The sequence below is a fragment of the Kitasatospora sp. NPDC058162 genome (assembly GCF_042884005.1).
Classification (GTDB): Bacteria; Actinomycetota; Actinomycetes; order Streptomycetales; family Streptomycetaceae; genus Kitasatospora.
The window spans coordinates 38559-65051 of record NZ_JBHVUS010000007.1; the positions used below are offsets into that span (position 1 = coordinate 38559).

Consider the following 26493-nt stretch of genomic DNA (forward strand, 5'->3'; position numbering starts at 1 on the left):
ACCTGATGGAGCGATTGCCCCCATCATGGCCGATCACGCCGCGGTACGGCAGGGGCGACCCCCCTGGCGCTCGCCTTCGGAGCACCTGCACGGGACATTGCGTCAGTTAGACGATTAGACTTCGAGCATGCCCAATCTCCGTCTCGCCCTGAGCCAGATCGACCCCTGGGTCGGTGACCTCGCCCGCAACAGCGATGAGGTGGTGCGCTGGACCAAGCAGGCCGTGGAGGCCGGCGCCCAGCTGGTCGCGTTCCCCGAGATGGCCCTGACCGGCTACCCGGTCGAGGACCTCGCGCTGCGCGGCTCCTTCGTCGAGGCCTCGCGCGGCGCCCTGGTGGAGCTGGCGGGCCGGCTGGCCGACGACGGGCTGGGCGAGGTGCCGGTGGTGGTCGGCTACCTCGGGCGCTCCGAGCACGCCTCGCCGCGCTTCGGCCGCCCGGCCGGCTCGCCGCAGAACTGCGCCGCGGTGCTGCACCGGGGCGAGGTGCTCACCCGCTTCGCCAAGCACCACCTGCCCAACTACGGCGTCTTCGACGAGTTCCGCTGGTTCGTCCCCGGCGACCAGCTGCCGGTGCTGCGGCTGCACGGGGTGGACGTGGCGCTGGCGATCTGCGAGGACATCTGGCAGGACGGCGGCCGGGTCAGCGCCGCCCGCGAGGCCGGGGCCGGACTGCTGCTGGTGGTCAACGGCTCCCCGTACGAGCGGAACAAGGACGACCAGCGGCTGGAGCTGGTGCAGCGGCGCGCGGCCGAGGCCGGCTGCACCCTGGCGTACGTCAACATGGTCGGCGGCCAGGACGAGCTGGTCTTCGACGGCGACTCGATCGTGGTCGGCGCGGACGGTGAAGTCCTGGCCCGCGCACCGCAGTTCGAGGAGCACCTGGTGCTGCTGGACCTCGACCTGCCGGCCGCGAGCAGCGACCACACCGACGGTCTGCTGCTGAGCGACGGGCTGCACCTGGTCCGGACCGAGCTGGGCGACGAACCGGCCCCGGTCCCGGTCGGCCCGCCCGCCGCCGCCGGCGTCGCGCCGCGGCTGTCCGACGAGGCCGAGATCTGGGCCGCGCTGGTCTCCGGCACCCGGGCGTACGTGGTCAAGAACGGCTTCCGGTCGGTGCTGATCGGCCTGTCCGGCGGCATCGACTCGGCGCTGGTGGCCGCGATCGCGGTGGACGCGCTCGGCGCCGGGAACGTGCACTGCGTCTCGATGCCCAGCCGCTACTCCTCCCAGCACTCCCGGGACGACGCGGCCGAGCTGGCCCGCCGCACCGGGCTGCACTTCCGGACCGTCTCCATCGCCCCGATGTTCGACGCCTACCTGGGCGCCGTCGAACTGACCGGCCTGGCCGAGGAGAACCTGCAGTCCCGGCTGCGCGGCACCCTGCTGATGGCGATCTCCAACCAGGAGGGGCACATCGTGCTCGCGCCCGGCAACAAGAGCGAGCTGGCGGTCGGCTACTCGACCCTGTACGGCGACTCGGTGGGCGCCTACGGCCCGATCAAGGACGTCTACAAGTCGCTGGTCTTCCGCCTCGCCCGCTGGCGCAACGAGGAGGCCGGGCGGCGCGGCGAGGTGCCGCCGATCCCGGAGAACACGATCAGCAAGCCGCCGTCCGCCGAGCTGCGGCCGGACCAGGTGGACGCCGACTCGCTGCCCGACTACGACCTGCTGGACAGCGTGCTGGACCGCTACATCGAGGGCGACGAGGGCCGGGACGCGATCGTCGCGGCGGGCTTCGACCCGGCCGTGGTGGACCGGGTGGTCCGGCTGGTCGACACCGCGGAGTACAAGCGGCGCCAGTACCCGCCGGGCCCGAAGATCTCGGTCAAGAACTTCGGCCGGGACCGCCGGCTGCCGATCACCAACCGCTGGCGCCGCGGCTAGGGCGTGTCTGACGATTCGCGTCGGATCAGCGCGCGGCGTTGGGGTGCGTGCATCGCAAGGCGGAGGAGGGAGTCCATGCGGTGGGGGCACCTCCCGGCCGAAGGCTGGGGGCCATCGGCGACCGACGACAACGCGGCGAGGTGCGCTTGTGCCCTGGGGGTACCTCCCGGCCGAAGGCTGGGGGAGCGTCGCGCGCCCGGCGGGAATCGTCAGACACGCCCTAGGGATCACTGGAACCGGTAGGTGGCGGCCACCGCGAGGTGGTCGCTGCCGTCCCGGGGCAGGGTGCGGGAGTCCACCGGCTTGAGCCCGCCCTTGCTCATGATCTGGTCGATCCGCGCCATCGGGAACGCCGCGGGCCAGCTGAAGCCGAAGCCGTCCCCGGCCGCGCCCTGGGCCGAGCGCATCTGCGAGGTGACCGGTGCCAGGCTGCGGTCGTTCATGGTGCCGTTGAGGTCGCCGAGCAGCAGGACCTTCTTCACCGGCTCGGCCTGGATCGCGTCGCCGAGCGCCTGGGCGCTGACGTCCCGCTGGTGGACGGTGAACCCGCCCTCGGCCTTGAGCCGGACGGACGGCAGGTGGGCGACGTACACCGCGAGCGGGCCCTGCGGGGTGGTGACGTGGGCCCGGAAGGCCCTGGTCCAGCCGATCTTCAGGTCCACCGGGGAGACGTCGCCGATCGGGTACTTCGACCAGAGCCCGACCGTCCCCTCCACGGTGTGGTACGGGTACGCCCCGGCGAGCCCGGTCTCGTACGTCCGCAGCTGGTTGCCGGCCAGCTCTTGGAGGGCGACGATCTGGGCGCCCGAGGCCACCAGGCCGCGGATGGTGCCCGGCACGTCGGTGTTGCCCGCCTCGACGTTGTGGCTGACCACCGTCCAGTCGCCCTGGCCGCCGCTCTTGTCGGACACCAGCCCGCCGAACAGGTTGACCCACAGCACGGCGGGCACCAGCAGGGCGAGCAGCGCGGTGGCGGAGCGGCGCAGCAGCGCGGGCACCAGCAGCACCGGGACGGCCAGGCCCACCCAGGGCAGGAAGGTCTCCAGCAGGCTGCCGAGGTTGCCGACGCTGTTGGGCACCTGGGCGTGGCAGCCCAGCAGCACGCCGGTGAGCAGGGCCAGCAGGGCGATGAGCAGCCCGCGCCGCCAGGTGCCGGAGCCGCGGGCGTTCCGGCCCCAGTGCCGCAGGCCGAGGAAGCCGCCGGTACGGCCGGCCGCCGCGCCCGCACCGCCACGGGCCGTGGTCCGTTCGGTGCTGTCCGCCTGCGCCATGCCGTGGCTCCCGTCGCTCGTGCCGTCGCCGGCCCGGTGTCCGGTCCGTGGGGGTACGGGCGCGGCGCCGGACTGGTGCCGGTTTGATCGGATACCCGGCTCAGCCTATGCCGGGACAGACGCGCGGCCCCGGGAGCGGGTTCCGGCGTGGCCCGCTTTGGTGAGCCAGGCCACGTCGGACACGAAGGAGTGAACCTCAGCGGCGCGCGATGCCCTCGAGCACGCAGTCGACCAGCTTGCGGGACAGGTCCGGGTCCTCCAGGTCGGTGTCGTCCGAGAGGATGCTGCGGTAGAGGATCGGCCCCATCAGCAGGTCGCCGAGCAGCTCCACGTCGAGGTCGTCGCGGATCAGGCCCTCGGCGACGGCCTGCCGGATCGCGAGGATCCCGACCTCGCGGCGCGGCCTGATCACCCGCTCCCGGTACGCGTTGTGCAGCTCCGGCAGGGCCTGCATCTGCCCGAGCGCCGCCTTGAGCACCCAGCGGGTGCGCTTGGCCAGGCCCCGCCGGCGGATGTAGTCGACCATCGCGATCAGGTCGTCGCGGGCGCCGCGGCCGGTGGGGGCCGGGATCGGCTCCTCCAGCCGGCTGACCACGTCGACCAGCAGGGCCTCCTTGTTGGGCCAGCGCCGGTAGATGGTCGCCTTGCCGACGCCGGCGGCGGTGGCGATGCCCTCGATGGTGAGTTCGGACAGCGCCTTGCCGTCGGCCATCAGGTCCTCGACGGCGGTGAAGATGGCCTGCTCGGCGGCCTCGCTGCGGGGCCGGCCGCGGCGTACCGCCGCGCAGGCCTGCCCGGTGTCGGCGCTCGGCGCGTCCGTCTTCATCCCCGCTGCCTCTCCCTCGCTGGGTTCCGGGCGCGCAGGCGCCGCGGTGGATCCGTCGGTCCGGCCCGGGGAGGGGTCGCCCCCGCCCGGACCGAGGCCCTGCCGGTCGGACGCACCGGCCGGCAGGGCCATTGTCGCTCAGCCGTCGCAGGTCAGGCGGCCGCGGCCGTCCGGGACTGGTCCTGCTGGCCGGGCACCTGCCCGCCCGGGCCGCCGGGCGCGCCGGGGGCTCCGGCGGCGGCGCGGCGCGGGAGCAGGAACCAGGCGACCAGCGCGCCGATCAGCGAGATGCCGACCGAGAGCGAGGCCACCACGTGCATGGCGTGGATGAAGGCGTCGTTCGCCGGGCCGATCAGCCCGTCGGCCAGGCCTCCGGGGACGTGCTCGATGAAGGCCCGGGTGGACTCCAGCGACTCGCCGGCCCGGTCCAGGTTCGCCCCGGCCTTCTCCTGCACGGCCTGCGGCAGCTGGTGCAGCGGGCCGGTCATCCCGTCGCGGTAGACGCTGGAGAGCACCGCGCCGAGCACGGCGACCCCGAGCGAGCCGCCGACCTGGCGGAAGGTGTTGTTGACGGCCGAGCCGGCCCCGGCCTTCTCGCGGGGCAGCGAGCCCATGATCGCGACGGTGACCGGCGGCATGACGTGCGCCATGCCGGCGCCCATCACCAGGCCGAGCACGATCAGCACCCAGATCGGGGTGGTCGCGGTCAGCACGGTGTAGCCGACGAAGCCGAGCGCGACCAGCACCATGCCGCCCGCGGCCGTGGCGGCGACCCCGAGGCGGTCGACCACCAGCCGGGCCCGGGGGGCGAACAGCAGTTGGGCGGCGGCCAGCGGGAGCATCAGCAGACCGGCCTGGAGGGCGCTGTAGCCGCGCACGCTCTGGGTGTAGAAGACGCCGAAGAACGAGACGCCCATCAGCGCGAAGAAGATCACCGCGACGACCACCACCGAGGCGCTGAACACCTTGTTGCGGAACCAGGTGACGTCCAGCGCGGGGAACTGCGTGCGGCGCTCGAACCAGACGAAGGCGACCAGCGCGAGCACGCCGAGCAGGGTCGGGCCCCAGGCCTCGAACGCGGTGAAGTCGGCCAGCTCGCCGCCCTTGATGATGCCGTAGATCAGCGCGACCAGGCCGATGATCGACAGCAGTACGCCGACCGGGTCCATCCGGCCCGGGTTCGGGTCCTTGGACTCGGGCACCAGGACGGCCATCGCGATCACCGCGACGATCACGATCGGCACGTTGACCAGGAAGACCGAGCCCCACCAGAAGTGCTCGATCAGCACACCGCCGGTGATCGGGCCGATGGCGATGGCCAGGCCGACCGCGCCGGCCCAGATGCCGATCGCCTTGGGCTGCTCCTCGCGCTCGAAGACGTTCATGATGATGGCCAGCGTGGCGGGCATCGCGAGCGCGCCGCCGACGCCCATCAGGGCGCGGTAGCCGACGAGTTCACCGGGCGAGCCGGCCATCGAGGACAGCAGCGAGGCGATGCCGAAGACCACCATCCCGGCCAGCAGGGCGCGCTTGCGGCCGAAGCGGTCGCCGAGCAGGCCCGAGGTGAAGAGCAGCCCGGCGAACACCAGGGTGTACGAGTTGATCGCCCACTCCAGGTCGCTCTGGGTGGCACCCAGTCCGACCGGGGCGGGGGTCGCGATGGTCTTCATCGCGACGTTGAGGATCGAGTTGTCGAGCACGACGACGAGCAGGGCGAGCACCAGGGTGCTCAGGATCGCCCAGCGCCGGCGGTGGATGGCTTCCGGCACACGGGGTGGCGCGGCTGCGGTGGTCATTGGTCTTCCCGTCCGTGTTGGCGTGGCACTGGCGGGCATTTGCGAGTCGTTCACGTCTCGTAACCCCCCGGACCAGAGTAGCGGCCAATACGATACGAGACGACTCCGTTTCGCAAAAAAGAGGCAAAGCCCGACGGGCGCGGGAAGCCGGTGTGGCGTGGATCGCACGCCGCCGACCGCACCCCTCTTTGCGCTCACGCCGGGGCGTGCAAGCATGGAGGTGATCCGGGGACGCCGTACGGCGCCACGAGACGACAACCCTTCAGGAGCCCGTTCGATGAACGCTTCTTCGCCTTCGCCTGCCCAGAACCAGGCGTCGACCGCCACGCTCTACGGCGGGGTCACCAACCGCCGCGTCACCGTCCGCGACCTCGCCGCCGCCAAGCCGCGCGGCGAGAAGTGGGCGATGCTCACCGCCTACGACGCCCTCACCGCGGGCGTGTTCGACGAGGCCGGGATCCCCGTCCTGCTCGTCGGCGACTCGGCCGGCAACTGCCACCTCGGCTACGAGACCACCGTGCCGGTGACCATGGATCAGATGGTGATGCTCAGCGCCGCCGTCGTCCGCGGCACCCAGCGCGCCATGATCGTCGCCGACCTGCCGTTCGGCTCCTACCAGGAGTCCCCCGCGCAGGCCATGCACAACGCGGCCCGGCTGATGAAGGAGGCCGGGGTCGGCGCGGTCAAGCTGGAGGGCGGCGAGCGCAGCGCCCGCTCGATCGAGCTGCTGGTCGAGGCCGGCATCCCGGTGATGGCCCACATCGGCCTCACCCCGCAGTCGGTGCACGCCTTCGGCGGCTACCCGGTCCAGGGCCGCGGCGACGAGGCGGCCCACCAGCTGCTCCGCGACGCCAAGGCCGTGCAGCAGGCCGGCGCCTTCTCCGTGGTGCTGGAGGCCGTCCCGGCCGAGCTGGCCGCCCAGGTCACCGAGCAGCTGGCGATCCCGACCGTCGGCATCGGCGGCGGCCCGGAGACCGACGCCCAGGTACTGGTCTGGACCGACATGGCCGGCATGACGGCGGGCCGGGTGCCCAAGTTCGTCAAGAAGTACGCGAACCTGCGCGGCGTCCTCGGCGACGCCGCACGCGAGTTCGCCGAGGAGGTCCGCACCGGGGCCTTCCCGGCGGCGGAGCACAGCTTCCACTGACGGCTCCCCCGCTCTGCCGCGCCCCTGCTCCGAGCCGCTCGGAGCAGGGGCGCTGTCATGCCCGGAGTCATGCCCGGACGGCGGTGACAGCGGGCTGACAGCGGGGGCGGGCGCGCGACAGGGGGCTGACAGCCGGGGCGGACAACCTGGGGGCATGACAGGAATCGCGACCGCCCCGAACACGCGGGGAACAGCCGGGAACGCCGTCGAGGTCCACGGCATCGTCAAGCGCTTCGGCACCACCAAGGCCCTGGACGGCGTCGACCTCACCGTCCGCGAAGGCACCGTCCTCGCCCTGCTCGGCCCCAACGGCGCCGGCAAGACCACCCTGGTACGGGTGCTCTCCACGCTGATCAAGCCGGACGCGGGCACCGCGTTCGTCGGCGGCTACGACGTCCTGCGCCAGCCCAAGCAGCTGCGCCGCACCATCGGCCTGACCGGCCAGTACGCCTCCGTGGACGAGCTGCTCTCCGGCTACGAGAACCTCTACCTGATCGGCCGGCTGCTCGACCTCTCCGCCCGCGAATCCAAGGCCCGGGCCACCGAGCTGCTGGAGCGCTTCTCGCTCACCGAGGCCGCCAAGCGGACCGCCAAGACCTACTCCGGCGGCATGCGCCGCCGCCTCGACCTCGCCGCCAGCATGATGGGCCGCCCCCGGGTGCTCTACCTGGACGAGCCCACCACCGGCCTGGACCCGCGCACCCGCAACGAGGTCTGGGACGAGGTGCAGCGGATGGTCGCCGAGGGCAGCACCGTGCTGCTGACCACCCAGTACATGGAGGAGGCCGAGCAGCTCGCCCAGGAGCTGACCGTCATCGACCGGGGCAAGGTGATCGCCAACGGCGGCGTCGCCGAGCTCAAGGCCAAGGTCGGCGGCCAGATCCTCCAGGTCCGCCCCGCCCACCCGGCCGAGCTGCCGGAGATGGCCCGCTGCCTGCACGAGAACGGGATCACCTCCGCCACCTTCTCCCCCGACGACGGCCTGCTCGCGGTGCCGCTCGTCGACGAGGAGCAGCTCACCGCCGTGATCGGGGTGCTCGGCGGGCGCGGCTTCGCGATCGCCGGCATCGACACCAAGGTGCCCAGCCTGGACGAGGTCTTCCTCGCCATCACCGGCAAGCCCACCGCCGACGCGGCCACCGCGCCCGCCGCCGACCTCGTCAAGGAGCCCGTCGCATGACCACCGCCACGCTCGCCCCCGCCCGGGCCGCGGACACCGACGAGACCCGGATCGGCCCGGCCGCCACCCTGCGCCACATCGGCGCGCTGACCCGCCGCAACCTGATGCGGATCAAGGCCGACCCGGAGTCGATGTTCGACGCCGTGCTGATGCCGATCGTCTTCACCGTGCTGTTCGTCTACGTCTTCGGCGGCGCCATCTTCGCCGGGGACCAGGACCACTACAAGCAGTTCATGATCCCCGGACTGCTCGGACAGACCGGCATGACGCTGGCGCTGGCCGTCGGCACCGGCCTGAACACCGACTTCCAGACCGGGGTGATGGACCGCTTCCGCACCCTGCCGATCGGCCGGGCGTCCGTCCTGCTCGCCAAGATCGTGGCGGAGACGCTGCGGGCGCTGCTCTCCTCCCTCATCCTGCTGACCTTCGCCTTCATCCTCGGCTTCGAGCTGAAGACCGGCGTCCCGGAGCTGCTGGCCGCGATCGGCCTGTCGCTGGTGTTCGGCATGTCGATCGTCTGGATCTCGATGCTGCTGGGCATGTCGCTGCGCAGCGCCCAGGCCGTCCAGGGCGTCTCCATGCTGGTCCTGATGCCGATGCAGTTCGGCAGCTCGATCTTCGCGCCGACCAGCACCATGCCGGGCTGGCTCCAGGCCTTCACCAAGGTCAACCCGCTGTCCGCGCTGGCCGACGCCTCCCGGGCACTGCTCAACGGTGAGGGGGCGGTGGCCCACCCGGTGATGATCGTGCTGATCTGGTCCGCCGCCTCGACCGCGATCTTCGCCCCGCTCGCGGTGGCCCGCTTCCGCAAGCGGACCTGAGCGAGCCGGTGGCGAGGGCCCGGCGGCCGTGGACGGGCCGCCGGACGGCGAGCGGCCGTTCAGCCGGTGACCAGGGGACGGGCACCGGCCGGCGGCCGCTCAGCCGACGGCCCGGCCGACCGCTCCACGGATCGACCGCCCAGCCGGCCGCTCAGCCGATCAGCTCCTCCAGTAGCTCCTGGGTCTGCTGCTGCGTCATCCCGCTGCCGGAGCCGTGCGCCGCTTCGTACTCGGCCTCGCCCAGCAGCTCCCGCACGACGGCCGCCGACCGCTCGCGCTCCACCCGGTCCAGGAAACCGCCCTTCGGGCCGTTCAGCTGCTTGTGCGCACCGATCAGCACCGCCGCCTGTCGGGCCCGCTCCAGGTCGCCGTCCCGCTCCACGTAGGCCACCAACATCCCGGCCACGGCCGGCACCACCATGACCGTCATCTGCTCGGCGAAACCGCTCGCGGCCGTCACCGAGATCAGCAGCCGACGGCCCTCGCGCAGCAGGGCGTGCCCCTCCTCCGGAGCCCCGGCCCGGGCCGTGATCCAGCCCCGGGAGCACAGCAGCAGCCCGCCGACGACGCCGGGGACGAAACCGCCCGAACTGATCCCGTCGAGCTCCGACAGCGCCGCCTTGGCCTCCTCGAACTCGCCGCGATGGGCGTGCAGGGCGCTGAGCGTCAGGTGGCCGAACAGCAGGGCGCCGGTGGTGGACTGGTTGAGGCCGGTGCCCTCGATGGCGGCCAGCGCCGACCGGATCATCCGCTCGCCGCGCTCCTGGTCGTACTCCAGCAGGGCGCTGCCGAGGTTCACCTGCAGCATCGGCACCTCGTGCGGCGCGCCCAGCTCCTCGGCCAGCGCGATCGCCCGCTCGTACGCGGCGACCGCGCCCACGGCGTCGCCCCGGTTCGCCAGCGACTCACCGCGGGCCGACAGCGCCTGGGACACCCCCCAGAGGTCGCCGGCCTGCTCGAACAGCTCCAGGGAGCGCTGGCCGTCCCGGATGCTCTGCTCCTCGCCCTCCGGCCAGTCGTTCAGCATCCTGGCCCGGACCTGCAGGGCGAACGCCAGGTCGCTCGGATCGCCGTGCAGCTCGCAGCCGCGGACCGCGTCGTCCATCAGCTGCTTCATCAGCTCCAGGCGGCCGGCCAGGAAAGCACCGAACACCCGCATCAGCGCCGGGAACCGGTAGCCCTGCGGCAGCTCCGGGGTGTAGCTGTCCAGCAGCTGCTCCGCGATCCTGACCGCGTCCTTGTCGCCGAGCACGTCGAGGTTCCCCTCGAACATCCCGATCAGCCGGAACATCGCGGCCAGTCGGCGGGCCTCCTCGACCACCCCCGCGGGCATCGGCACGCCGTACTCGAGCACGTTGCGCTCCAGCGGCACCGGCGGCGGGGCGTCCGGGGCGAACGGGTCCGGGCCGAGCGCGGCGATCGCGTTGTACCAGCCGCGGGCCTCCATGCTGTAGCCGCGCAGCGACCAGTACCAGCCCATGCCGACGCCCAGGACCAGCGCCTGCTCCTCGTCCGCGAGATCGATCGCGCGGCGCAGCGCGGCCCGGATGTTGTCCTGCTCGCGCTCCAGCACGTTCAGCCAGTGCAGCTGCTGCGGGCCGTGGACGTTCAGGTCGGCGGTGGCGACCAGCGCGCGGAAGTGCGCCAGGTGGCGGGCGCCGGTGGCGTCCCGCTCGGCGGCGGACCCGGCCAGGCGCTCGGTGGCGTACTCGTGGATGGTCTCCAGCATCCGGTAGCGCGGCTGGCCGCCGTCGTCCGCCAGGTCGGCCACCAGCAGGGACTTGTCGACCAGCGAGAGCAGCAGGTCGGCGACCTCCGGGCCGACCACCTCGGTACCGTCGGCGCAGACCGCCTCGGCGTCCTCCAGCTGCCAGCCGCCCGCGAACACCGAGAGCCGGCGCAGCACCGCCCGTTCCCGCTTGCCCAGCAGGTCCCAGCTCCAGTCGACCACCGCGCGCAGGGTCTGCTGGCGCGGCAGCACGGTGCGGCTGCCGGCGGTGAGCAGGGCGAAGCGGCCGTCCAGCCGGTCGGCGATCTGGCGGGCCGTCATCACCCGCAGCCGGGCGGCGGCGAGTTCGATGGCCAGCGGCAGGCCGTCCAGGCGGCGGCAGATCTCGGCGCAGGCCTCCGGGTCGCTCTGCGGGTCGAAGCCGGGGCGGGCGGCGGCGGCCCGCTCGGCGAGCAGCCGCAGCGCCACCGGGTCGGGCAGCGGCTCGACCGGCAGGGCTATCTCGCCGGGCACGCCGAGCGGCTCCCGGCTGGTGGCGAGCACCGTCAGCCCCGGGCACTCGGCGAGCAGGGCGTCGACCAAGTCGGCGGCGGCCTGGATCAGGTGCTCGCAGTTGTCCAGGACGAGCAGCATCCGGCGGGGACCGCAGTGCTCGACCAGTCGGCGCACGGGGTCCTCGGCGCGCTTCTCCATCACCTCGGTGACCATGCTGGCGCTGTGCAGCACGATCTCGCGCAGGCCGAGCGCGGAGACCACGGCGGAGGGGACGGCCTCCGGGCTCTCCAGCGGGGCGAGTTCGGCCAGCCAGACGCCGTCCGGCCAGTGCCCGGCGGATTGCTCGGCGCGGCCGGCCTCGACCGACAGCCGGGTCTTGCCGGAACCGCCCGGGCCGGTCAGGGTGACGAGCCGGTGCTCCGTCACCAGGGCGCGCAGGGCGGTGAGATCGGCGTCCCGGCCGACGAAGCTGGTCAGCCGGCCGCGCAGGTTGCCGGTGACGCGCGGGAGTTGGGACGCGGGGGCGGGGGCAGGCGCGGAGGCGGGCGCGGAGGCGGACGCGGGGGCAGGCGCGGGCCGGGCGGCGGCTGGGGGCGGTTCCGCCGATGTGAGCAACTCGCCGTAGCAGGACTGGAGTTGGCGACCGGGGTCGACTCCGAGCTCGTCCGCCAGGGCGCGCCTGGTGCGCTCGTAGTGGCGCAGCGCCTCGGCGGTGCGGCCGCTCCCGTGCAGGGCCCGCAGCATCAGCAGTTGGAGGGGCTCGTCCAGCGGCTGCCGTTCGCACAGCTCGGCGAGTTCGGCGACCAGCTCGGCGGCCCGGCCGAGGCCGAGGTCCGCGGTGATCCGGTGCCGGCGGGCCTCGTCCCGCTGGGCCTCCAGCCGGGCGGCCGCGGCGGCGCGGTCGGGCAGGTCGGCCAGGGCGGGGCCGCGCCACAGCGCCAGGGCGGCGCGCAGTCGCTCGGCGGCCAGGGCGTCGTCGCCGGCGTCGAGGGCGTGGCGGCCCTCGGCGCTCAGCCGCTGGAAGTCGGCGAGGTCGGTGGCCGGGTCGGCCAGCCAGTACCCGGCCGGGCCGGAGCCGACCCGCTCCCGGCCGATGGTGCGGCGCAGCCGGCCGACCAGGGTCTGCAGCGCGGCGGAGGAGTCCTGCGGTGGCTCGGCCTCCCACACCTCGTCCACCAGCAGGTCGGCCGGGACCGGCCGCCCCTGGCGCAGGGCCAGCGCGGTGAGCAGCGCCCGCAGCCTGGCACCGCCGAGCGGGACCGGCGTGCCGTCGTCGTGGTGGGCCGTGGTGGTACCGAGGATGCCGTAGTGCACCGGTCCATTCTGGTCGATGAACGGGCACCCGGGCGCACAATTGTGCTGGCCCTTCCCCGGCCCCTGCCCGGCCCCTCCCCGACCACTCCCCCCGCCCTCGGCTCCGGCGGAACCGGACAGCTCCCCTCGGACGTTCACCCTGGGCGGCTTGTCCGGCCACCGGCCCGCCCGGCATGATCGGTTCCTGCCGGTATCCGCCATCCCTCTGTCCACGGAGCACCCACAGATGACCTTCGCCGCCACGCCGCGCTCCCGCAGCGAGGACCGCCGGATCAGCCCGGTGTTCTGGGTGCTGCTCGCCACCCTCGGCACCTCCGGCTGGGCGGTGTACTCGGGCTTCGGCAACGCCTCGTTCGGGGTGTTCCTGTTCGTGGTGTCCGGCTGGATGGTCTCGCTCTGCCTGCACGAGTACGCCCACGCGCGCACCGCCCTGCACGGCGGCGACATCACCGTCGGCGCCAAGGGCTACCTCACGCTCAACCCGCTGAAGTACGCCAACGTGCTGCTCAGCTTCGTACTGCCGATCGTCTTCGTGATCCTCGGCGGCATCGGCCTGCCCGGCGGCTCGGTCTGGATCGAGCGCAGCCGGATCCAGGGCCGGCTCAAGCACAGCCTGATCTCGGCGGCCGGGCCGCTGGTGAACCTGGTGATCGCGGCGGCGCTGCTGGTCCCGATCGGCGCGGGCTGGCTGGACGACCCGACGGTGCACGCGGTCTGGAACGGCTACGAGCTGTCCTACTCGCCATTCTCCGGCGCCCTGGGCTTCCTGGGCTTCCTCCAGCTCAGCGCGGCGGTGCTGAACCTGCTGCCGATTCCCGGTCTGGACGGCTACGGGATCGTCGAGCCGTGGCTGTCCTACCGGACCCGGCGCGCGGTCGAGCCGTTCGCGCCGTACGGGATGCTCGCGGTGTTCGCGCTGCTGTGGCAGCCCGAGGTGAACTCGTTCTTCTTCGGGATCGTCCACGACCTGATGGGCCTCTTCGGCGTGGACCAGAACTACGCGACGCTCGGCCGGTACCTGTTCAGCTTCTGGAAGAACTAGGACTCAGCCCTGCTGCTCGGCGGCCGCCGCCTCGGCGATCTTCGCCTTGCGCCGGTTCAGCCAGAGCACATTGCTCGCCACACCGGCCAGCGGGAGCCAGATCAACCCGATCCAGAAGCCCTCGACCATCGAGACCACGGCGGCCGCCAGCGCGAGGACGACGACGAGCAGGGCGAACAGGGACGTGCGAGGCATGGGGCGAAGCTCCTAGGACCGGGTACGGACGGCCGGACGACGGCCGCCACCCATTGTCGCCGACCTCACCTCCGGACCCGTCCAGGGGTGAGGTCGACACGACCCGTGACTTCCTACACGTCGGTGATCCGCAGGCCCGCGTGGGCCTTGTAGCGGCGGTTGACCGAGATCAGGTTGGCCACCAGCGCCTCCACCTGGTGGGCGTTGCGCAGCCGGCCCGCGAAGATGCCGCGCATGCCGGGGATCAGCCCCGCCAGCGCCTGCACGATGTCGGTGGCGGCCCGCTCGTCGCCGAGCACCATGACGTCGGTGTCGATCCGCTCCACCGACTCGTCCTGCAGCAGCACCGCCGAGAGGTGGTGGAAGGCGGCGGTGACCCGGGAGTCCGGCAGCAGCGCGGCGGCCTGCTGGGCGGCGCTGCCCTCCTCCGGCTTGAGCGCGTAGGCGCCCTGCTTGTCGAAGCCGAGCGGGTTGACGCAGTCGACGACGATCTTTCCGGCGAGTTCCTCACGCAGCGCCGTCAGGGTGGCGGCGTGGCCGTCCCACGGGACCGCGACGATCACCACGTCGCTCTCCCGGGCGACGGTGGCGTTGTCGGCGCCGCGCACGCCGAGGCCCAGCTCGGCGGCCGAGGCCTCGGCCCGGGCGGCGTCGCGGGAGCCGATGATCACCTGCTGGCCGGCCTTGGCCAGGCGCAGGGCCAGCCCACGCCCCTGGTCGCCGGTGCCGCCGAGGACACCGACCACCAACTGCGAGACGTCCGGCAGCTCGTGGGCCGGGTTTGTCGCTGAATCGAGGGAAGTCATGGGCTGATCTTCCCAAATCGGCGGCCCGGCGCGACATCCTGGCCCGCATGGACGCAGTGAGAGTTTCGGCACTTCGTGAACGACTCACGGGCACCGGCTGGTTGGAGGCGGTCGGCGGCTTCGCGGGCTCGCTGCGGCGCTCGGTGGAACGCCGCGGGGCCGGTGAGCTGCTGCTGGTCGGCACCGAGGCGTACGAACCCTGGCACCTGGCCGCCCACCTGGAGGACGAGGCCGCCTGGTCGGCCGTCCCCCGGCTGGCGCCCACCCTGCTGCGGCACGCACCGCCCGCCGCCGCCCCGGCCCACCTGGCCCATGGCCTGCGGCGGCTCACCGGGGCCGGGCGGGGGGCCACCGTGCTGGTGGTGGCCCCGGGGGCGGCCGGCGCCCCGCTGCTGGAACGGGTGCAGGACGCCCGCCGGCGCGGCGCGACCGTGCTGGCCCTGGACGGCGCCGACCCCACCACGTCGGCCGCCCGCGGCGGCCTCGCAGGCCACGGTGGCTTGGGCGACCTCGCCGGCCTCGCGCACGAGCGCCTCGCCGTCGGCACCGCCGCCGAGGAGCCCTTCGACCTCGCCCAGCACCTGGTCAGCGCCGCCGCCGGGCAGCCGCTCGGCCGCCGCTCCGCCCTGGGCCGGCTGGCCGACCTCGCCGGGCGGCTGACCTCCGCGCCGCCGCTCAGCCGCTGGTGAAAAACCCGTTGCGACGGGCGAACCGGCCGTCCCAGGATGGTGGTTCGTGAACGACGACGAACCACCTCATACCGGTCGGCCACGCGCGCTGCTGCGCTCGCTGACGCCCGACCTGACACCGTGGCGCGCCTCCCGCGACTTCCGCTACCTCTGGACGAGCGGCTGCGTCACCAGCTTCGGCAGCTTCCTCACGTACGTCGCCGTGCCGATGCAGATCAAGGAGCTCACCGACTCCTCCTTCGCGGTCGGCCTGATCGGCGCCGTCGAACTCGTCCCGCTGATCGTCTTCGGCCTCTGGGGCGGCGCCCTCGCCGACGCCCTCGACCGCCGCAAGCTGGTGCTGCGCTCCGAGGCCGCGCTCGGCCTGCTGGCCGGACTGCTGCTGCTCAACGCGCTGCTGCCGCACCCGGTGCTCTGGCCGGTCTACCTGGTCGCCGCGCTGGTCGCGGCCTGCGACGGCCTCCAGCGGCCCGCCCTGGACTCGCTGCTGCCGCGGATCGTCGCGCACCAGCACCTGACGGCCGCCTTCGCCCTCAAGTCGCTGTACCACAACGTCGCTTCGGTGGCCGGGCCGGCGCTGGCCGGCGTCGTGGTGGCCTTCTCCGGGGTGCAGACCGCCTACGCGCTGGACGTGCTGACCTTCGCCGTCTCGCTGCTGCTGCTCGTCCGGATCAAGGCGGTGCCGCCGCCCACCGGCGCCGAACGCCCGTCCGTACGGGCGGTGCTCACCGGGGTGCGGTACGCGTGGAGCCGCAAGGACCTGCTCGGCACCTACGCGATCGACCTCTGCGCCATGCTGTTCGCCTTCCCGGTGGCCGTCTTCCCGTTCCTGGCCTCGGACTTGGGCGCGGACTGGGCACTCGGCCCGATGTACGCGGCCTCCGCCGTCGGCGCCCTGCTGGTCGGCGCGACCAGCGGCTGGACGTCCCGGATCCACCGGCACGGCCGACTGCTGGTGGCCGCCGCGGTCGGCTGGGGCGCGGCCATGGCGCTGGCCGGACTGGCCGGGAGCGTCTGGCTGGTGCTGTTCGGGCTGGCCCTGGCCGGCGGCGCCGACGAGATCAGCGGACTCGCCCGCTCCACCATGTGGAACCAGTCCATCCCGGACGAGGTCCGCGGCCGGATGGCCGGCGTCGAGCTGCTCAGCTACTCCGTCGGCCCCCAGCTGGGCCAGGTCCGGGCCGGCACCATGGCGGGCCTGATCGGCGTGCGCGCCGCCGTCTGGACCGGCGGCCTGGCCTGCGTCGCCGCCGTCCTCGCGGTCGCCGCCGCCCTCCCCCGACTGCTCGCCTACGACGACCGCACCGACCCCCACACCGCCGCCGTCCGCGCCGAACACGAACGCACCACCCGCGAATCCCCCACCCCGGCCTGACCCCAGCCCGGCGCCCGAGCGGTCACTCGGGGCCCTCGTCCTTCGGGCGGTCGCTCCAGCGCGGGTCGCCCTGCCACTCGCGGTTGCGCTCGTCGGCGAGCTGGAGGGCGTGGGCGGCCTCGTCGGGGGTGGCGTAGGGGCCGAGGCGGTCCTTGGCGGGGCACTCCGGGCCCTCCTCGACCTTGGCGTGCTTGATGCAGTAGAACCACTCGCCGGGCTTGCCGGTCGGCTTGCGGTGGAATCCCAGGGGCATGGCGCTCTCCCGTCCAGAGGTAGCGGGTCGGTACAGATCATTCCCCGGGCGGGGCCGCCGTGCACACCGCGCGGGAACCGCCGGGCGGCGGCGGGGGCGGCGACTAGACTCGCCGCCATGGCTCTCGTACCCGGCATCCAGTCCCCCACCCGCAAGGTCCCGGCGCACATCGCGCGCCCCGAGTACGTCGGGAAGCCCGCTCCGACGCCGTACACCGGGCCCGAGGTGCAGACCGCCGAGACGATCGAGAAGATGCGGATCGCGGGCGGGATCGCGGCCCGGGCGATGGAGGAGGCGGCGAAGCTGATCGCCCCCGGCGTCACCACCGACGCGCTGGACGTCGTCGCCCACGAGTACATGTGCGACCACGGCGCCTACCCGTCCGACCTCGGCTACCGCGGCTTCCCCAAGTCCGTCTGCACCTCCGTCAACGAGGTGATCTGCCACGGCATCCCGGACTCGACCGTGCTGCAGGACGGCGACATCGTCAACATCGACGCCACCGCGTACATCCACGGGGTGCACGGCGACCTCAACGCCACCTACCTGGTCGGCGACGTGGACGAGGAGTCCCGGCTGCTGGTCGAGCGCACCCGGGAGTCGCTGAACCGGGCGATCAAGGCGGTCAAGCCGGGCCGTCAGATCAACGTCATCGGACGGGTCATCGAGTCCTACGCCAAGCGCTTCGACTACGGCGTGGTGCGGGACTTCACCGGACACGGCATCAACACGTCGTTCCACTCCGGCCTGATCGTCCCGCACTACGACAGCGAGCGGGCCACCGAGGTCATCAAGCCCGGCATGACGTTCACCATCGAGCCGATGCTCACCCTGGGCACCTACGACTACGAGATCTGGCCGGACGGCTGGACGGTCGTCACCAAGGACCGCAAGCGCACCGCCCAGTTCGAGCACACCCTGGTGGTCACGGCGGACGGCGCGGAGATCCTCACCCTGCCGTAGCCCCGCCGCCGGCACCGGCGCGCCCCGAGCCGAAGGGGCGCGCCGGTGCCGAGCGGGCGAGTAACGGCTTCTAGCCGATGAGCCACTGCTCCTCGGCGACGGCGCCCACCTCGGTGCAGGCGTCGGTGAGCACGTCCAGGACGCGCAGCGGGTCCGGGAGCGGCAGTTCGGGCCCGCGCAGCCACCGCACCTCGGAGCCGTCCGGCAGTGCGGCCGGCGGGAGCAGGGTGTAGGAGCCGCGGCAGTGCCAGCGCAGGCCGGGGTGCTCGGACACGGTGTCCGGGGTGGAGTCGAGGGCGCTGTCCCACCACTCGTCCTCGTCCTGGGGGGTGCCCCGGGTGGCGGTGAAGAACAGGTAGCGGTCCTCGCCGACGGCGGCGACCGGGCCTTCGACGCCCAGGGCGGTCAGCCGCTCCAGGGCGAGCCGGCCGGCCTCGGCGGGGACGTCCAGCACGTCGTGCACCCGCCCGGTGGCGGTGACGAAGTTGGCCTGGGGGTCGCGGGAGAGCCAGCGGGAGAGCTGGTCGGGGTCGGTGGTGGCCTGGGTCTGCCAGGCGAAGGAGACGGGGTGCCGGGCCGGGGCCGGACAGGCCACCCGGTCACAGGAGCACCGGTAGCCGGCCGGGTGGGCGGCGGGTGCGAGGGGGAATCCGGCGCGCACCGCGCCGAGCAGCTGATCCAGTCTGGCGGCCGGGTCCGCGCCTCCCGGGCGGGCCCGCTCTCGGTCACGCTTCTGCCACCAGGTCGTCCACCTGCTGCCGGCTTCCATCGGGCCCCTTCCGCGCAACTGCCGTGCCTGGTGCGACACAGCGTTCGACGTACCACTCCGACGCAACGCGCGGCGCCCCCCGCTGCTTCCCGGGACGGTGCTCGGCCCTGCTGTCCGCGCCCCGCCGACCGCGGCCGGGGTCACCGGACGACCGACGCCCGGGTCTCGGTACGCCTGTCGCGGCAGCACGCTGTCCGCGCCGGTGACGGCCGGAGGGCACGCTGACTCGCGCCTCGCCCGGCCCGTACGGGGCCCGCTGGCCCGGGGTGAACCCCGAGGGCGTAACAGGAAGGATAAGGGTGCGCGGGGCCTCCGAATGACCGGGGGCGGTGCCTCTCCGGTCACACTCCGGGCACGCGGGCCACACTCCGGGCACTCCGTCGCCACCGGGTCTCCGCCCCCGGGTGCTCCCGCCGTGGTCAGCGCGTGGAGGTGAGACCCTGGAGGGGTGAAGAGCGCGGACACCGAATTCGTCGGCGGGCCCCTGGACGGGACGGTCCTCCCGATCCCGCTGGGGCCGATGCTCGGCGTGCCCAAGAAGTACAAGGTCCCCGTCCCCGCGCAGGGTGACTCCCCCGCGCGCACACTGGTGTACGTCCGGAGCAAGCAGGTGCGGGGGCTGAGCTGGTTCTGGCGCTACGAGTACGACGAGGCGGCCTCCACGGGGTCCACCAGGCCTACCGAGCTCTCCGGGCCCGCAGAGCCCACCGGGCCCTCGGACTGACCGGCCGCCCGTTCCCCTTCGCCCTCCCCGGGAGGTCGGCATGGCCAGGACGGTTCGGCGCCCCGTACGGCACGGCAGGAGCCGCGCGCAGGCGGCCGCGCACCACAACCGGCAGGTCGCCTGGGTGACGGGTGCCCTGCTGCTGGTGGTCTGCCTCTACAGCGTGACGATCGGCCCCGACGGCTGGCTCTGGTTCGGCTGGGCGGTGCTGCTGCTCGCCTGTGCGGGCCTGTTCGTGGTCCGTCCCTGAGCAGCGGCACCGCCCGTGTCACCGGCCGTGTCACCGGCTGTCGCCGTGACCGGTCCCCCGCACCGGTCAGTCATCCTCGGCGAGGATGAGGTAGAGCTTCTTGCGGGTCTCGGTCAGCACCGCCAGGCCCTTGGCGCGCTGCGCCTCGGTGCCCGTCCGCATGACCTGCTGGACCGCCTGGTCGACGGCGGCGAGCGCCTGGCCGACCTCCTGGACGGCCTCCCAGTCGACCTCCCGGCCGGCTTCGGCCCACGGCTCCGCGGGACCGGCCTCGGCCTCGGCGCGGCCCTTCTCGGTGAGCGAGACCAGCCGCTTGCCGCCGACCTCCTCCGCCGTGATCAGGCCCTCCTCCTCCAGCAGTTGGAGGTTCGGGTAGATCGAGCCGGGGCTGGGCCGCCAGGCCCCGTTGGTCCGTTCGGTGATCTCGGCGATCATCTCGTAGCCGTGCATCGGCCGCTCCTTGAGCAGGGCCAGCAGCGAGGCCCGGACGTCGCCGCGCCGGGCCCGGCCGCCGCGCCGCCCGTGCGGCCCGCCGCGCCGGCCGCCGTGGCCGCCGAAGCCGTGCCCGAACGGGCTGCCCGGCGACCGGCCGGGGCCGCCGCCGCCGAACGGCGGGCCGAAGCCGCCGAAGGCCGCCCGACCGTCGAACTCCTCCCCGGGCATCCCCCGGAACTCCGGACCCGGCCCGCGGCGGCGTCCACCGCCGCGCGGGCCCTCCGCGCGAAATCGCATTCCTGAGCGCATGGCGCCCACCTCCTTGAGGTTTCACCTCGTTTCCGAGACAGTCGAGTCACTGTCTCGATAGTTCGACGATATATCGGTGACTGTCGCTCGTCAACGGATCCCGATACGGTTCCGACACGGTTGCGACAGACCGCACGGGCCCGGGGCGAACGGATACGGTGACGGGCATGTCCGGTGAACGAGACCTTGCGACCCTGCTGCGCGGGATGCGCCCGCAGCTCAACCCGGGGCGGTACGTCTACTGCACGCTCCCCGCGAAGGTGCCCGCCGGGATGCGGCCGGTGGTGACGGTCGCCGAGCCCGAAGGGGTGACGGTGGTGGTCACCCAGGACGAGGCCGACGCGCTCGGACTGCGCTACGAGTACGTGGCCGCCTGGATCACCCTGCAGATCCACTCCGCGCTGGAGGCCGTCGGACTGACCGCGGCCGTCGCCGGGCGGCTCGCCGAACAGGGCATCAGCTGCAACGTGGTGGCCGGCTTCCACCACGACCACCTGTTCGTCGCCGCCGACGACGCCGACCGCGCCGTCCAGGCCCTGGAGCAGCTCTCGGCCGACTCCGCCGACTCCGCCGACTCCTCCGGCTCGGCCTGACCGCCCCGCCGGACGGGCCCGCCGGGTGGCCGCCGTCGAGCGGCCCTTCGACACTGGTGGGAGCCGCCCCGCCAGGGCCGGCCCCGACCGGAAGGAGACGGCCGCCATGGCCATCTGCGTCACCTGCGGCAACGACTACTGGCTCGCCTTCGAGATCAAGACGGTCACCGGCGACACCTACACCTTCGACAGCTTCGAGTGCGCGATGGAGAAGCTCGCCCCCCGCTGCGAACAGTGCAACGTGCGCATCGTCGGCCACGGCGTCGAGGTGGCCGGCATGTTCTTCTGCTGCGCCAACTGCGCCCGGGTCAACGGCGGCCTCGGCGAACAGATCCGCGACGCCGTCGGCGCCCACCCGGCGTAGGAGGACGTTCCCCATGCCTCGCCTGACCCGCACGGAGCAGGACTCGTTCGAGGTCGAGACCTACCGGCTCGACCTCACTGACGACGAGCAGACAGATCTCCACGCCGACCCCGGGGCCTACCTGCGCTCCTTCCTGGAGGCCGAGGGCCACACGGTCAACGCCGTCGTGTACGACCCCCTCATCGTGAGCGGGGCCGCCCGGCCCATGTATGTGATCCACGCCCTCAAACCGCAGTACGTCAGCTCCAGATGGGTGTTCATCCCCGTCGAGCTTTCGTGACCGAGGGCGGAGCCGCCTGTCGCACACCCGTCCGACCCACCAACGCACGAAGGCCCCCCGGCCCGCGCTTCTCGCGCGGCCCGGGGGGCCTTCGGCTGTTCAGGGGGCGGAAGAGTCGGCCTGTACGCCGGGTTCTGTCACCCGGGTTGCTTGCGCGGCCCGGGGAGACGGCCATCCATCTAGGGCTGCCGTTGCCGACAGCCTCGTGCGGTCTACCCGCGAGCTCGGGCGAGCAGCCCTCGAACACTCGCGCACGGTGCCCGAGGGCACCGATCTTGACCTTGCTCCAGGTGGGGTTTACCTAGCCGGCCGGGTCACCCCGGTCGCTGGTGGTCTCTTACACCACCGTTTCACCCTTACCCACGCGCCTGAGCGGTGGGCGGTCTGTTTTCTGTGGCACTGTCCCGCGGGTCACCCCGGGTGGGCGTTACCCACCACCCTGCTCTGTGGAGCCCGGACGTTCCTCGGCGGGTCAGGGACCCGTCGCGACCGCCCGGCCGGCTCTTCCGCCGTAGTGGTCATCGTAGCCGCTCGGGCGGAGCCTCCCGAACACCGGACCGGGCCTCCGGGACCTCGGCGCCCAGGCGGGCGGCCACCCGGGCGGCGGTGGCGGTGGCCCAGGTGCCGGTGGTGAGCACGCCGAGGACCAGGATCGCGCCGCCGAGGCCGACCAGGATCCACCAGCCGGCGTGGCTGGCCGGGGCGAAGCCGGTGGCCACCGGGCCCACCACGGCCGAGGTGACGACCGTACCGATCACCGCCACGCCCAGCGACTGGCCCACCTGGCGGCTGGTCGAGGCGACGGCGGCGGCCACCCCCGCTTGGGAGCGCGGCATCCCGGAGACGGCCGCGTTGGTGATCGGCGCGTTGACCAGGCCGAAGCCGAAGCCGAACAGCGCGTACGCGGCCAGCAGCAGCGCGGCCGGGGAGTCCGCGGTCAGCCGGGTGAGCAGCAGGCCGCTCGCGGCCAGGCCCAGCCCGGCCACCACCAGCGGCAGGCGCGGGCCCCGGCTGCCGACGATCCGTCCGGACAGCGGCGCGCAGACCAGCATCAGCCCGGCCATCGGCAGCGTCCACAGGCCCGCCTCGACCGGGCTGTAGTGCCGGACGTCCTGGAGGTAGAGGGTGTTGAGGAAGAGGAAGCCGCCGAGCGCCGAGAACGCGCAGACCGCGGTGACGGTGGCCCCGGCGAACGGCGCGCTGGCGAAGAACCGCGGGTCCACCAGCGGCTCGGCGACCCGCCGCTCCCAGAGCGGGAAGGCGATCAGCGCGGCCACCGCGGCCGCGGCGAGGGCCAGGATCAGCGGGGAGGTCCAGCCGTTGGCCGGGCCCTCGATGATCGCGGCGGTGCCGCAGCCGAGCAGGACGACCATCAGCGCCTGCCCGACCGGGTCCAGTCGGCGCGGTCGCGGCGAGCGCGACTCGGGGACGTAACGGACGGTCAGCAGTATGGCGAGCAGCGCCACCGGAACGTTGATCAGGAAGATCGACGGCCAGCCGGCGCCGTCCACCAGGAAGCCGCCGAGCAGCGGGCCCAGCGCCATCGAGATGCCGACCACACCGCCCCAGACCCCGATCGCCCGGGCCCGTTCCTTCGGGTCGGTGAAGGTGTTGGTGATGATCGACATCGCCACCGGGTTGAGCATCGAGCCGCCCACCGCCTGCAGCGCCCGGAAGGCCACCAGCCACTCCAGGCTCGGTGCCAGGCTGCAGAGCAGCGAACCCAGCGCGAAGCAGGCCAGCCCGATCTGGAACACCCGGCGGCGGCCGAAGCGGTCGGCCACCGAGCCGAACAGCATCAGCAGCGAGGCCAGCACCAGGGTGTAGGCGTCGATGATCCACTGGAGGCCGGAGGCCGGGGCGTCCAGGTCCTTCTGGATCGCCGGCAGCGCGATGTTCACCACGGTGTTGTCCAGGCCGACGATGAACAGGCTCAGGCAGCAGATCGCGAGGACCAGCAGCCGGCGGCGGCGCCCGGGGTCCGCGGCGGGGGACGGGGCGGTGGGGGGTGTGGCGGCGGGGGCGGGGGGCTGAGGATCGGGCACGGACCGATCCTCCCACCCCCGGAGCGGGGCGGGCGGTTCAGACCGCGGCGAAGCGGACCGTCCGGGTGGCCGGGTCGGCCGTGGTGAGGCGGACGTCGATCACCCGGCCCAGCGGGAGCGCGGGCCCGCCCCCGTTGCCGTCGGCGGCGTCGCAGCGGGCCCGGACGGCGGGCTCGCGCAGTTGGACGACGCCCGAGCCGGGCCGCTTGCCGTCCACCTCGATGACCACCGCGGGGAACTCCTCACCCTCCCGGCCCACCAGCAACTCGGCCTCCACCAGGTCCACGCAGGCCCGTTCGACCTCGGCCGCCCGCCGGTCCCCGCCCGCCATCAGCGCCGGCACGGTCGGCAGCGCCGCACGCGCCCAGTCCGGCACGTCCTCCCCCGCCGCCACCGCCGCGCACACCTCCTGCGCGAAGCGGTCGCCGAGCCGGCGCAGCGGCGCGGTGCAGTGCGCGTACGGGGCGGCCAGCGCGGCGTGCCCCGGCTCGGCGGGGGCGGGCAGGCCGCGGGACTCGTCGAAGGCGTGGTAGCCGGCGCCGCGCAGCAGCCCGGTGCAGGCGTTCAGGAAGGCGGCGTTCAGCGGCGCGTCCGGGTCCAGCGAGCGGATCAGCTCCGGGTAGGGGACGGCCTGCGGCCAGTCGACGTCCAGCGCGGCGGCGATCCGGCGCAGCCGTTCGTACGCGGCGGCGGGCGCAGCGGGCAGGGTGCGCAGCAGGCCGACGCCGGCGTCCAGCATCAGCTCGGCCGCGGCCATGCCGGTGAGCAGCGAGATCTGGGCGTTCCAGCCGTCGGCCGGGCTCAGCGCGCGGTAGCCGAGGACGTAGCCGTGCAGGGTCTCCTCGACCTCCTGCTCGGGCACCGGCAGGCTGATCCCGCCCCGGGCGCGCTCCTGCTCCTCGCGCAGCCGGCCGACGGTGGCGAGCAGGGCGAGCTGTTCGTCGGCGCCGCCGAGGTCCACGGCGCGCTGGACGGCGGCGTAGTCCAGGCGGCGGTGGGAGCGGACCAGGGCGCGGCGCAGGTCGGCCAGCACGACGGCGCCGTCGGCGTCCAGGTCCAACTGCCAGAGCAGGGCCGGGCGGGGCTCGCCGGGCAGCAGGCTGGCGGCGTCCTCGGAGATCCGGGCGGGGTGCAGCGGGACGCGGTGGTCCGGGAAGTAGAGGGTCTCGACCCGGCGCCGGGCCTCGGTGTCGACGGCGCCGCCGGGGCGGACGAAGGCGGCGACGTCGGCGATCGCGTAGTGCACCCGGTAGCCGCCGCCCGGACGGTGGGTGAGGTGCATGGCCTGGTCGAGGTCGCGGGAGCCTGGCGGGTCGACGGTGAACAGCGGCAGGTCGGTGGCGTCGTACTCCGGCAACCGGGGGTGCCCGGCCGCCTCCTCCGCCTCGGCGAGCACCGCCTCCGGCCACTCGGTGTGGATCTCCAGGCGGGTGCGGAGTTCGGTCAGCTCGGTGTTGATCCGGGCGGAGTCGACGGCCTTGACGCGCAGTTTTCGGCGAGGCATGCAGGCCAGCGTAGGGCGAACCGGGTGATTCCGGGCGCAGGCCCCCGGCGCGTCCGCCGAGGGCCTGTGCCGGGGGCCTCCGCCGGTCAGGCCTCAGCCCGTCGGGACGACGGGGCGGCGCCCGGGGTGGGGTGTAAGGGCTCGTACGGTGGGGGGAGGCGGAGCTTCACGGAGGGGGTGCGGGCGATGGACGGGGTCAAGGCGGCCGGGGTCGTGGTGTCGGCGGGGTTGGCGGTGACGGGGGCGCTGCACGCGGTGTGGGTGGTGACGCCGTGGCCGTTGCGGACTCCGGAGGAGTTCGCGGACACCGTGGTGGGGACGGGCGAGGGGGTGCCGCCGGCGGCGGCCTGTCTGGCGGTGGCGGGGCTGCTGGGGACGGCCTCGTACCTGGTGGCGGCGGAGGCCGGGGTGCTGCCGGCGCTGGGACCGCGGCAGTTGCGGCGGGCGGGAGTGCGGACGGTGGCCGGGGGGCTGTTGGCGCGCGGGCTCGGCGGGCCGGTGGTGTTCGGGCGGCTGAGCGAGCGCTCGGCGCGGTTCCGGCGGCTGAACGTGCGGTACTACTCGCCCCTGTGCGTGGCGTTGGGAGCCGGGGCGGCCGCAGTAGGGTGGCGGGGTTCGTCCGCCACAAACTGTTGAGGAGTCCGCTGTGCTGGTGCTGTTGCCGCCCTCGGAGGGCAAGGCCGCGTCCGGGGACGGCGAGCCGGTCGCGCTCGACGGGCTGTCGCTGCCGGGGCTGACGGCGGCGCGCGGCGCGGTGCTGGACGCACTGGTCGGCCTCTGCCGGGGCGACGAGGACACCGCCGCCGAGGTGCTCGGCCTCACCCCCGGGCTGCGCGGCGAGATCGGCAAGAACGCCGGCCTGCCCACCGCCGGGGCCCGTCCGGCGGCCGAGGTGTACACCGGGGTGCTGTTCGACAACCTGGGCCTGGCCACCCTGGACGCCGCCGCGTACGACCGCGCCGAGCGGGCGCTGCTGGTGTTCTCCGGCCTGTGGGGCGCGGTGCGGATCTCCGACCGGATCCCGTCCTACCGCTGCTCGATGGGCGTGAAGCTCCCCGGGCTGGGGGCGCTCGGCGCGTACTGGCGGAGCGCGACGGCCGCTGTGCTCCCGGAGGTGGCGGACGGGCTGGTGCTGGACCTGCGCAGCTCCGCGTACGCCGCGGCCTGGAAGCCGGCCGGCGAGGTGGCCTCCCGGACGGCGACCGTGCGGGTGCTGCAGGAGCGCGACGGCAAGCGCAGCGTGGTCAGCCACTTCAACAAGGCGACCAAGGGCCGGCTGGTCCGGGACCTGCTGGTCGCCGGGGCCGAGCCGAAGACGCCGTCCGAGCTGATGGACGCACTGCTGGAGCTGGGCCACCGGGTCGAGCTGGCGGCGGAGGGCACGGCGCGCAAGCCGTGGCAGCTGGACGTTGTGGTCACCGAGGTGCACTGAG

26 protein-coding genes and 1 other RNA gene are annotated in these 26493 nt (G+C 73.7%); 15 read left to right on the forward strand and 12 right to left on the reverse strand.

Translation table 11 applies throughout. The features are described from left to right. Positions 1 to 127: 127 nt before the first annotated feature. Complete coding sequence (locus tag ACFVXG_RS15880) at positions 128 to 1885, forward strand: NAD+ synthase (RefSeq protein WP_387927910.1); 1758 nt, start codon at positions 128 to 130, stop codon at positions 1883 to 1885. Positions 1886 to 2112: 227 nt separating this feature from the next. Here the strand turns inward: ACFVXG_RS15880 and ACFVXG_RS15885 are convergent, their stop codons facing one another. From ACFVXG_RS15885 to ACFVXG_RS15895, 3 genes are all read right to left on the reverse strand, one after another. Beyond that, entirely contained in the window at positions 2113 to 3156 is a 1044-nt protein-coding gene (locus ACFVXG_RS15885; protein ID WP_387927912.1) for an endonuclease/exonuclease/phosphatase family protein, read from the reverse strand. 196 nt (positions 3157 to 3352) lie between these two features. Beyond that, a complete protein-coding gene (locus ACFVXG_RS15890; protein ID WP_387927914.1) occupies positions 3353 to 3982 on the reverse strand; it encodes a TetR/AcrR family transcriptional regulator in 630 nt (209 codons plus the stop codon). Positions 3983 to 4134: 152 nt separating this feature from the next. Next, positions 4135 to 5778 (reverse strand): MFS transporter, encoded by a 1644-nt coding sequence (locus tag ACFVXG_RS15895; protein WP_387927916.1) that lies wholly within the window; start codon positions 5776 to 5778, stop codon positions 4135 to 4137. 277 nt (positions 5779 to 6055) lie between these two features. Here ACFVXG_RS15895 and panB point away from each other — a divergent pair, with 277 nt between their 5' ends. The 3 genes from panB (at position 6056) to ACFVXG_RS15910 (ending at position 8926) form a co-directional block, all read left to right on the forward strand. Further along, on the forward strand, positions 6056 to 6925 hold the full coding sequence (gene panB / locus ACFVXG_RS15900; RefSeq protein ID WP_387927918.1) for a 3-methyl-2-oxobutanoate hydroxymethyltransferase: 870 nt from the start codon (positions 6056 to 6058) through the stop codon (positions 6923 to 6925). Positions 6926 to 7079: 154 nt separating this feature from the next. Next, positions 7080 to 8105, forward strand: a complete 1026-nt coding sequence (locus ACFVXG_RS15905) for an ATP-binding cassette domain-containing protein (RefSeq protein ID WP_387927920.1) — start codon at positions 7080 to 7082, stop codon at positions 8103 to 8105. Then, a complete protein-coding gene (locus ACFVXG_RS15910) occupies positions 8102 to 8926 on the forward strand; it encodes an ABC transporter permease (protein ID WP_387927922.1) in 825 nt (274 codons plus the stop codon). Before ACFVXG_RS15905 ends, ACFVXG_RS15910 begins: the two co-directional genes overlap by 4 nt. A gap of 151 nt (positions 8927 to 9077) precedes the next feature. Here ACFVXG_RS15910 and ACFVXG_RS15915 read toward each other — a convergent pair whose 3' ends face one another. Continuing rightward, the gene (locus ACFVXG_RS15915) at positions 9078 to 12464 is read right to left on the reverse strand and encodes a BTAD domain-containing putative transcriptional regulator (RefSeq protein WP_387927924.1); all 3387 of its coding nucleotides are present in this window, start codon (positions 12462 to 12464) and stop codon (positions 9078 to 9080) included. 226 nt (positions 12465 to 12690) lie between these two features. Here ACFVXG_RS15915 and ACFVXG_RS15920 point away from each other — a divergent pair, with 226 nt between their 5' ends. Next, entirely contained in the window at positions 12691 to 13506 is an 816-nt protein-coding gene (locus ACFVXG_RS15920) for a site-2 protease family protein (RefSeq protein WP_387927926.1), read from the forward strand. Positions 13507 to 13509: 3 nt separating this feature from the next. Here the strand turns inward: ACFVXG_RS15920 and ACFVXG_RS15925 are convergent, their stop codons facing one another. Both ACFVXG_RS15925 and npdG read right to left on the reverse strand, forming a co-directional pair. After that, on the reverse strand, positions 13510 to 13701 hold the full coding sequence (locus ACFVXG_RS15925) for a hypothetical protein (protein ID WP_387927927.1): 192 nt from the start codon (positions 13699 to 13701) through the stop codon (positions 13510 to 13512). A 113-nt stretch (positions 13702 to 13814) separates the two neighbouring features. Beyond that, a complete protein-coding gene (gene npdG / locus ACFVXG_RS15930; RefSeq protein WP_387927928.1) occupies positions 13815 to 14507 on the reverse strand; it encodes an NADPH-dependent F420 reductase in 693 nt (230 codons plus the stop codon). Between the two features lie 47 nt (positions 14508 to 14554). Between npdG and ACFVXG_RS15935 the strand changes: the two genes are divergently transcribed. Continuing rightward, complete coding sequence (locus ACFVXG_RS15935) at positions 14555 to 15196, forward strand: hypothetical protein (RefSeq protein WP_387927930.1); 642 nt, start codon at positions 14555 to 14557, stop codon at positions 15194 to 15196. Positions 15197 to 15242: 46 nt separating this feature from the next. Then, on the forward strand, positions 15243 to 16571 hold the full coding sequence (locus tag ACFVXG_RS15940) for an MFS transporter (RefSeq protein ID WP_387927931.1): 1329 nt from the start codon (positions 15243 to 15245) through the stop codon (positions 16569 to 16571). A gap of 22 nt (positions 16572 to 16593) precedes the next feature. On the opposite strand, the gene ACFVXG_RS15945 is transcribed toward ACFVXG_RS15940, so the two are convergent. Beyond that, positions 16594 to 16824 carry a hypothetical protein gene (locus ACFVXG_RS15945; protein ID WP_387927933.1) on the reverse strand — a complete coding sequence of 77 codons (231 nt, stop codon included), beginning with the start codon at positions 16822 to 16824 and terminating at the stop codon, positions 16594 to 16596. A 117-nt stretch (positions 16825 to 16941) separates the two neighbouring features. On the opposite strand from ACFVXG_RS15945, the gene map reads away from it, so the two are divergent. Next, on the forward strand, positions 16942 to 17787 hold the full coding sequence (map, locus tag ACFVXG_RS15950; RefSeq protein ID WP_350504627.1) for a type I methionyl aminopeptidase: 846 nt from the start codon (positions 16942 to 16944) through the stop codon (positions 17785 to 17787). A 70-nt stretch (positions 17788 to 17857) separates the two neighbouring features. Here map and ACFVXG_RS15955 read toward each other — a convergent pair whose 3' ends face one another. Next, the gene (locus ACFVXG_RS15955; RefSeq protein WP_387927935.1) at positions 17858 to 18556 is read right to left on the reverse strand and encodes a bifunctional DNA primase/polymerase; all 699 of its coding nucleotides are present in this window, start codon (positions 18554 to 18556) and stop codon (positions 17858 to 17860) included. 448 nt (positions 18557 to 19004) lie between these two features. On the opposite strand from ACFVXG_RS15955, the gene ACFVXG_RS15960 reads away from it, so the two are divergent. Both ACFVXG_RS15960 and ACFVXG_RS15965 read left to right on the forward strand, forming a co-directional pair. Then, positions 19005 to 19280, forward strand: coding sequence for a hypothetical protein (locus ACFVXG_RS15960; RefSeq protein WP_387927937.1), 276 nt, complete (start codon positions 19005 to 19007; stop codon positions 19278 to 19280). Between the two features lie 40 nt (positions 19281 to 19320). Beyond that, the gene (locus ACFVXG_RS15965) at positions 19321 to 19530 is read left to right on the forward strand and encodes a hypothetical protein (RefSeq protein ID WP_387927939.1); all 210 of its coding nucleotides are present in this window, start codon (positions 19321 to 19323) and stop codon (positions 19528 to 19530) included. Between the two features lie 66 nt (positions 19531 to 19596). On the opposite strand, the gene ACFVXG_RS15970 is transcribed toward ACFVXG_RS15965, so the two are convergent. Further along, positions 19597 to 20274 (reverse strand): PadR family transcriptional regulator, encoded by a 678-nt coding sequence (locus ACFVXG_RS15970; protein ID WP_387927940.1) that lies wholly within the window; start codon positions 20272 to 20274, stop codon positions 19597 to 19599. Positions 20275 to 20441: 167 nt separating this feature from the next. Here ACFVXG_RS15970 and ACFVXG_RS15975 point away from each other — a divergent pair, with 167 nt between their 5' ends. The 3 genes from ACFVXG_RS15975 to ACFVXG_RS15985 all read left to right on the forward strand — a co-directional run bounded on the left by ACFVXG_RS15975 (position 20442) and on the right by ACFVXG_RS15985 (position 21511). Beyond that, positions 20442 to 20867 carry an ACT domain-containing protein gene (locus ACFVXG_RS15975; RefSeq protein WP_387927942.1) on the forward strand — a complete coding sequence of 142 codons (426 nt, stop codon included), beginning with the start codon at positions 20442 to 20444 and terminating at the stop codon, positions 20865 to 20867. Positions 20868 to 20973: 106 nt separating this feature from the next. Beyond that, positions 20974 to 21231, forward strand: coding sequence for a hypothetical protein (locus ACFVXG_RS15980; protein ID WP_030056921.1), 258 nt, complete (start codon positions 20974 to 20976; stop codon positions 21229 to 21231). 13 nt (positions 21232 to 21244) lie between these two features. Further along, positions 21245 to 21511: a hypothetical protein gene (locus ACFVXG_RS15985; RefSeq protein ID WP_387927944.1), complete on the forward strand. Its 267-nt coding sequence runs from the start codon at positions 21245 to 21247 to the stop codon at positions 21509 to 21511. Between the two features lie 107 nt (positions 21512 to 21618). Here ACFVXG_RS15985 and rnpB read toward each other — a convergent pair. The 3 genes from rnpB to ACFVXG_RS16000 all read right to left on the reverse strand — a co-directional run bounded on the left by rnpB (position 21619) and on the right by ACFVXG_RS16000 (position 25060). Next, an RNA gene (gene rnpB, locus ACFVXG_RS15990) (RNase P RNA component class A) lies at positions 21619 to 22016 on the reverse strand. Positions 22017 to 22029: 13 nt separating this feature from the next. Continuing rightward, positions 22030 to 23472: an MFS transporter gene (locus tag ACFVXG_RS15995; RefSeq protein WP_387928416.1), complete on the reverse strand. Its 1443-nt coding sequence runs from the start codon at positions 23470 to 23472 to the stop codon at positions 22030 to 22032. 121 nt (positions 23473 to 23593) lie between these two features. After that, complete coding sequence (locus ACFVXG_RS16000) at positions 23594 to 25060, reverse strand: RNB domain-containing ribonuclease (protein WP_387927945.1); 1467 nt, start codon at positions 25058 to 25060, stop codon at positions 23594 to 23596. Positions 25061 to 25246: 186 nt separating this feature from the next. On the opposite strand from ACFVXG_RS16000, the gene ACFVXG_RS16005 reads away from it, so the two are divergent. Next, positions 25247 to 25696 (forward strand): DUF3995 domain-containing protein, encoded by a 450-nt coding sequence (locus ACFVXG_RS16005; protein ID WP_387927947.1) that lies wholly within the window; start codon positions 25247 to 25249, stop codon positions 25694 to 25696. A gap of 10 nt (positions 25697 to 25706) precedes the next feature. Next, positions 25707 to 26492, forward strand: a complete 786-nt coding sequence (yaaA, locus tag ACFVXG_RS16010) for a peroxide stress protein YaaA (protein ID WP_387927948.1) — start codon at positions 25707 to 25709, stop codon at positions 26490 to 26492. Position 26493 lies beyond the last annotated feature (1 nt).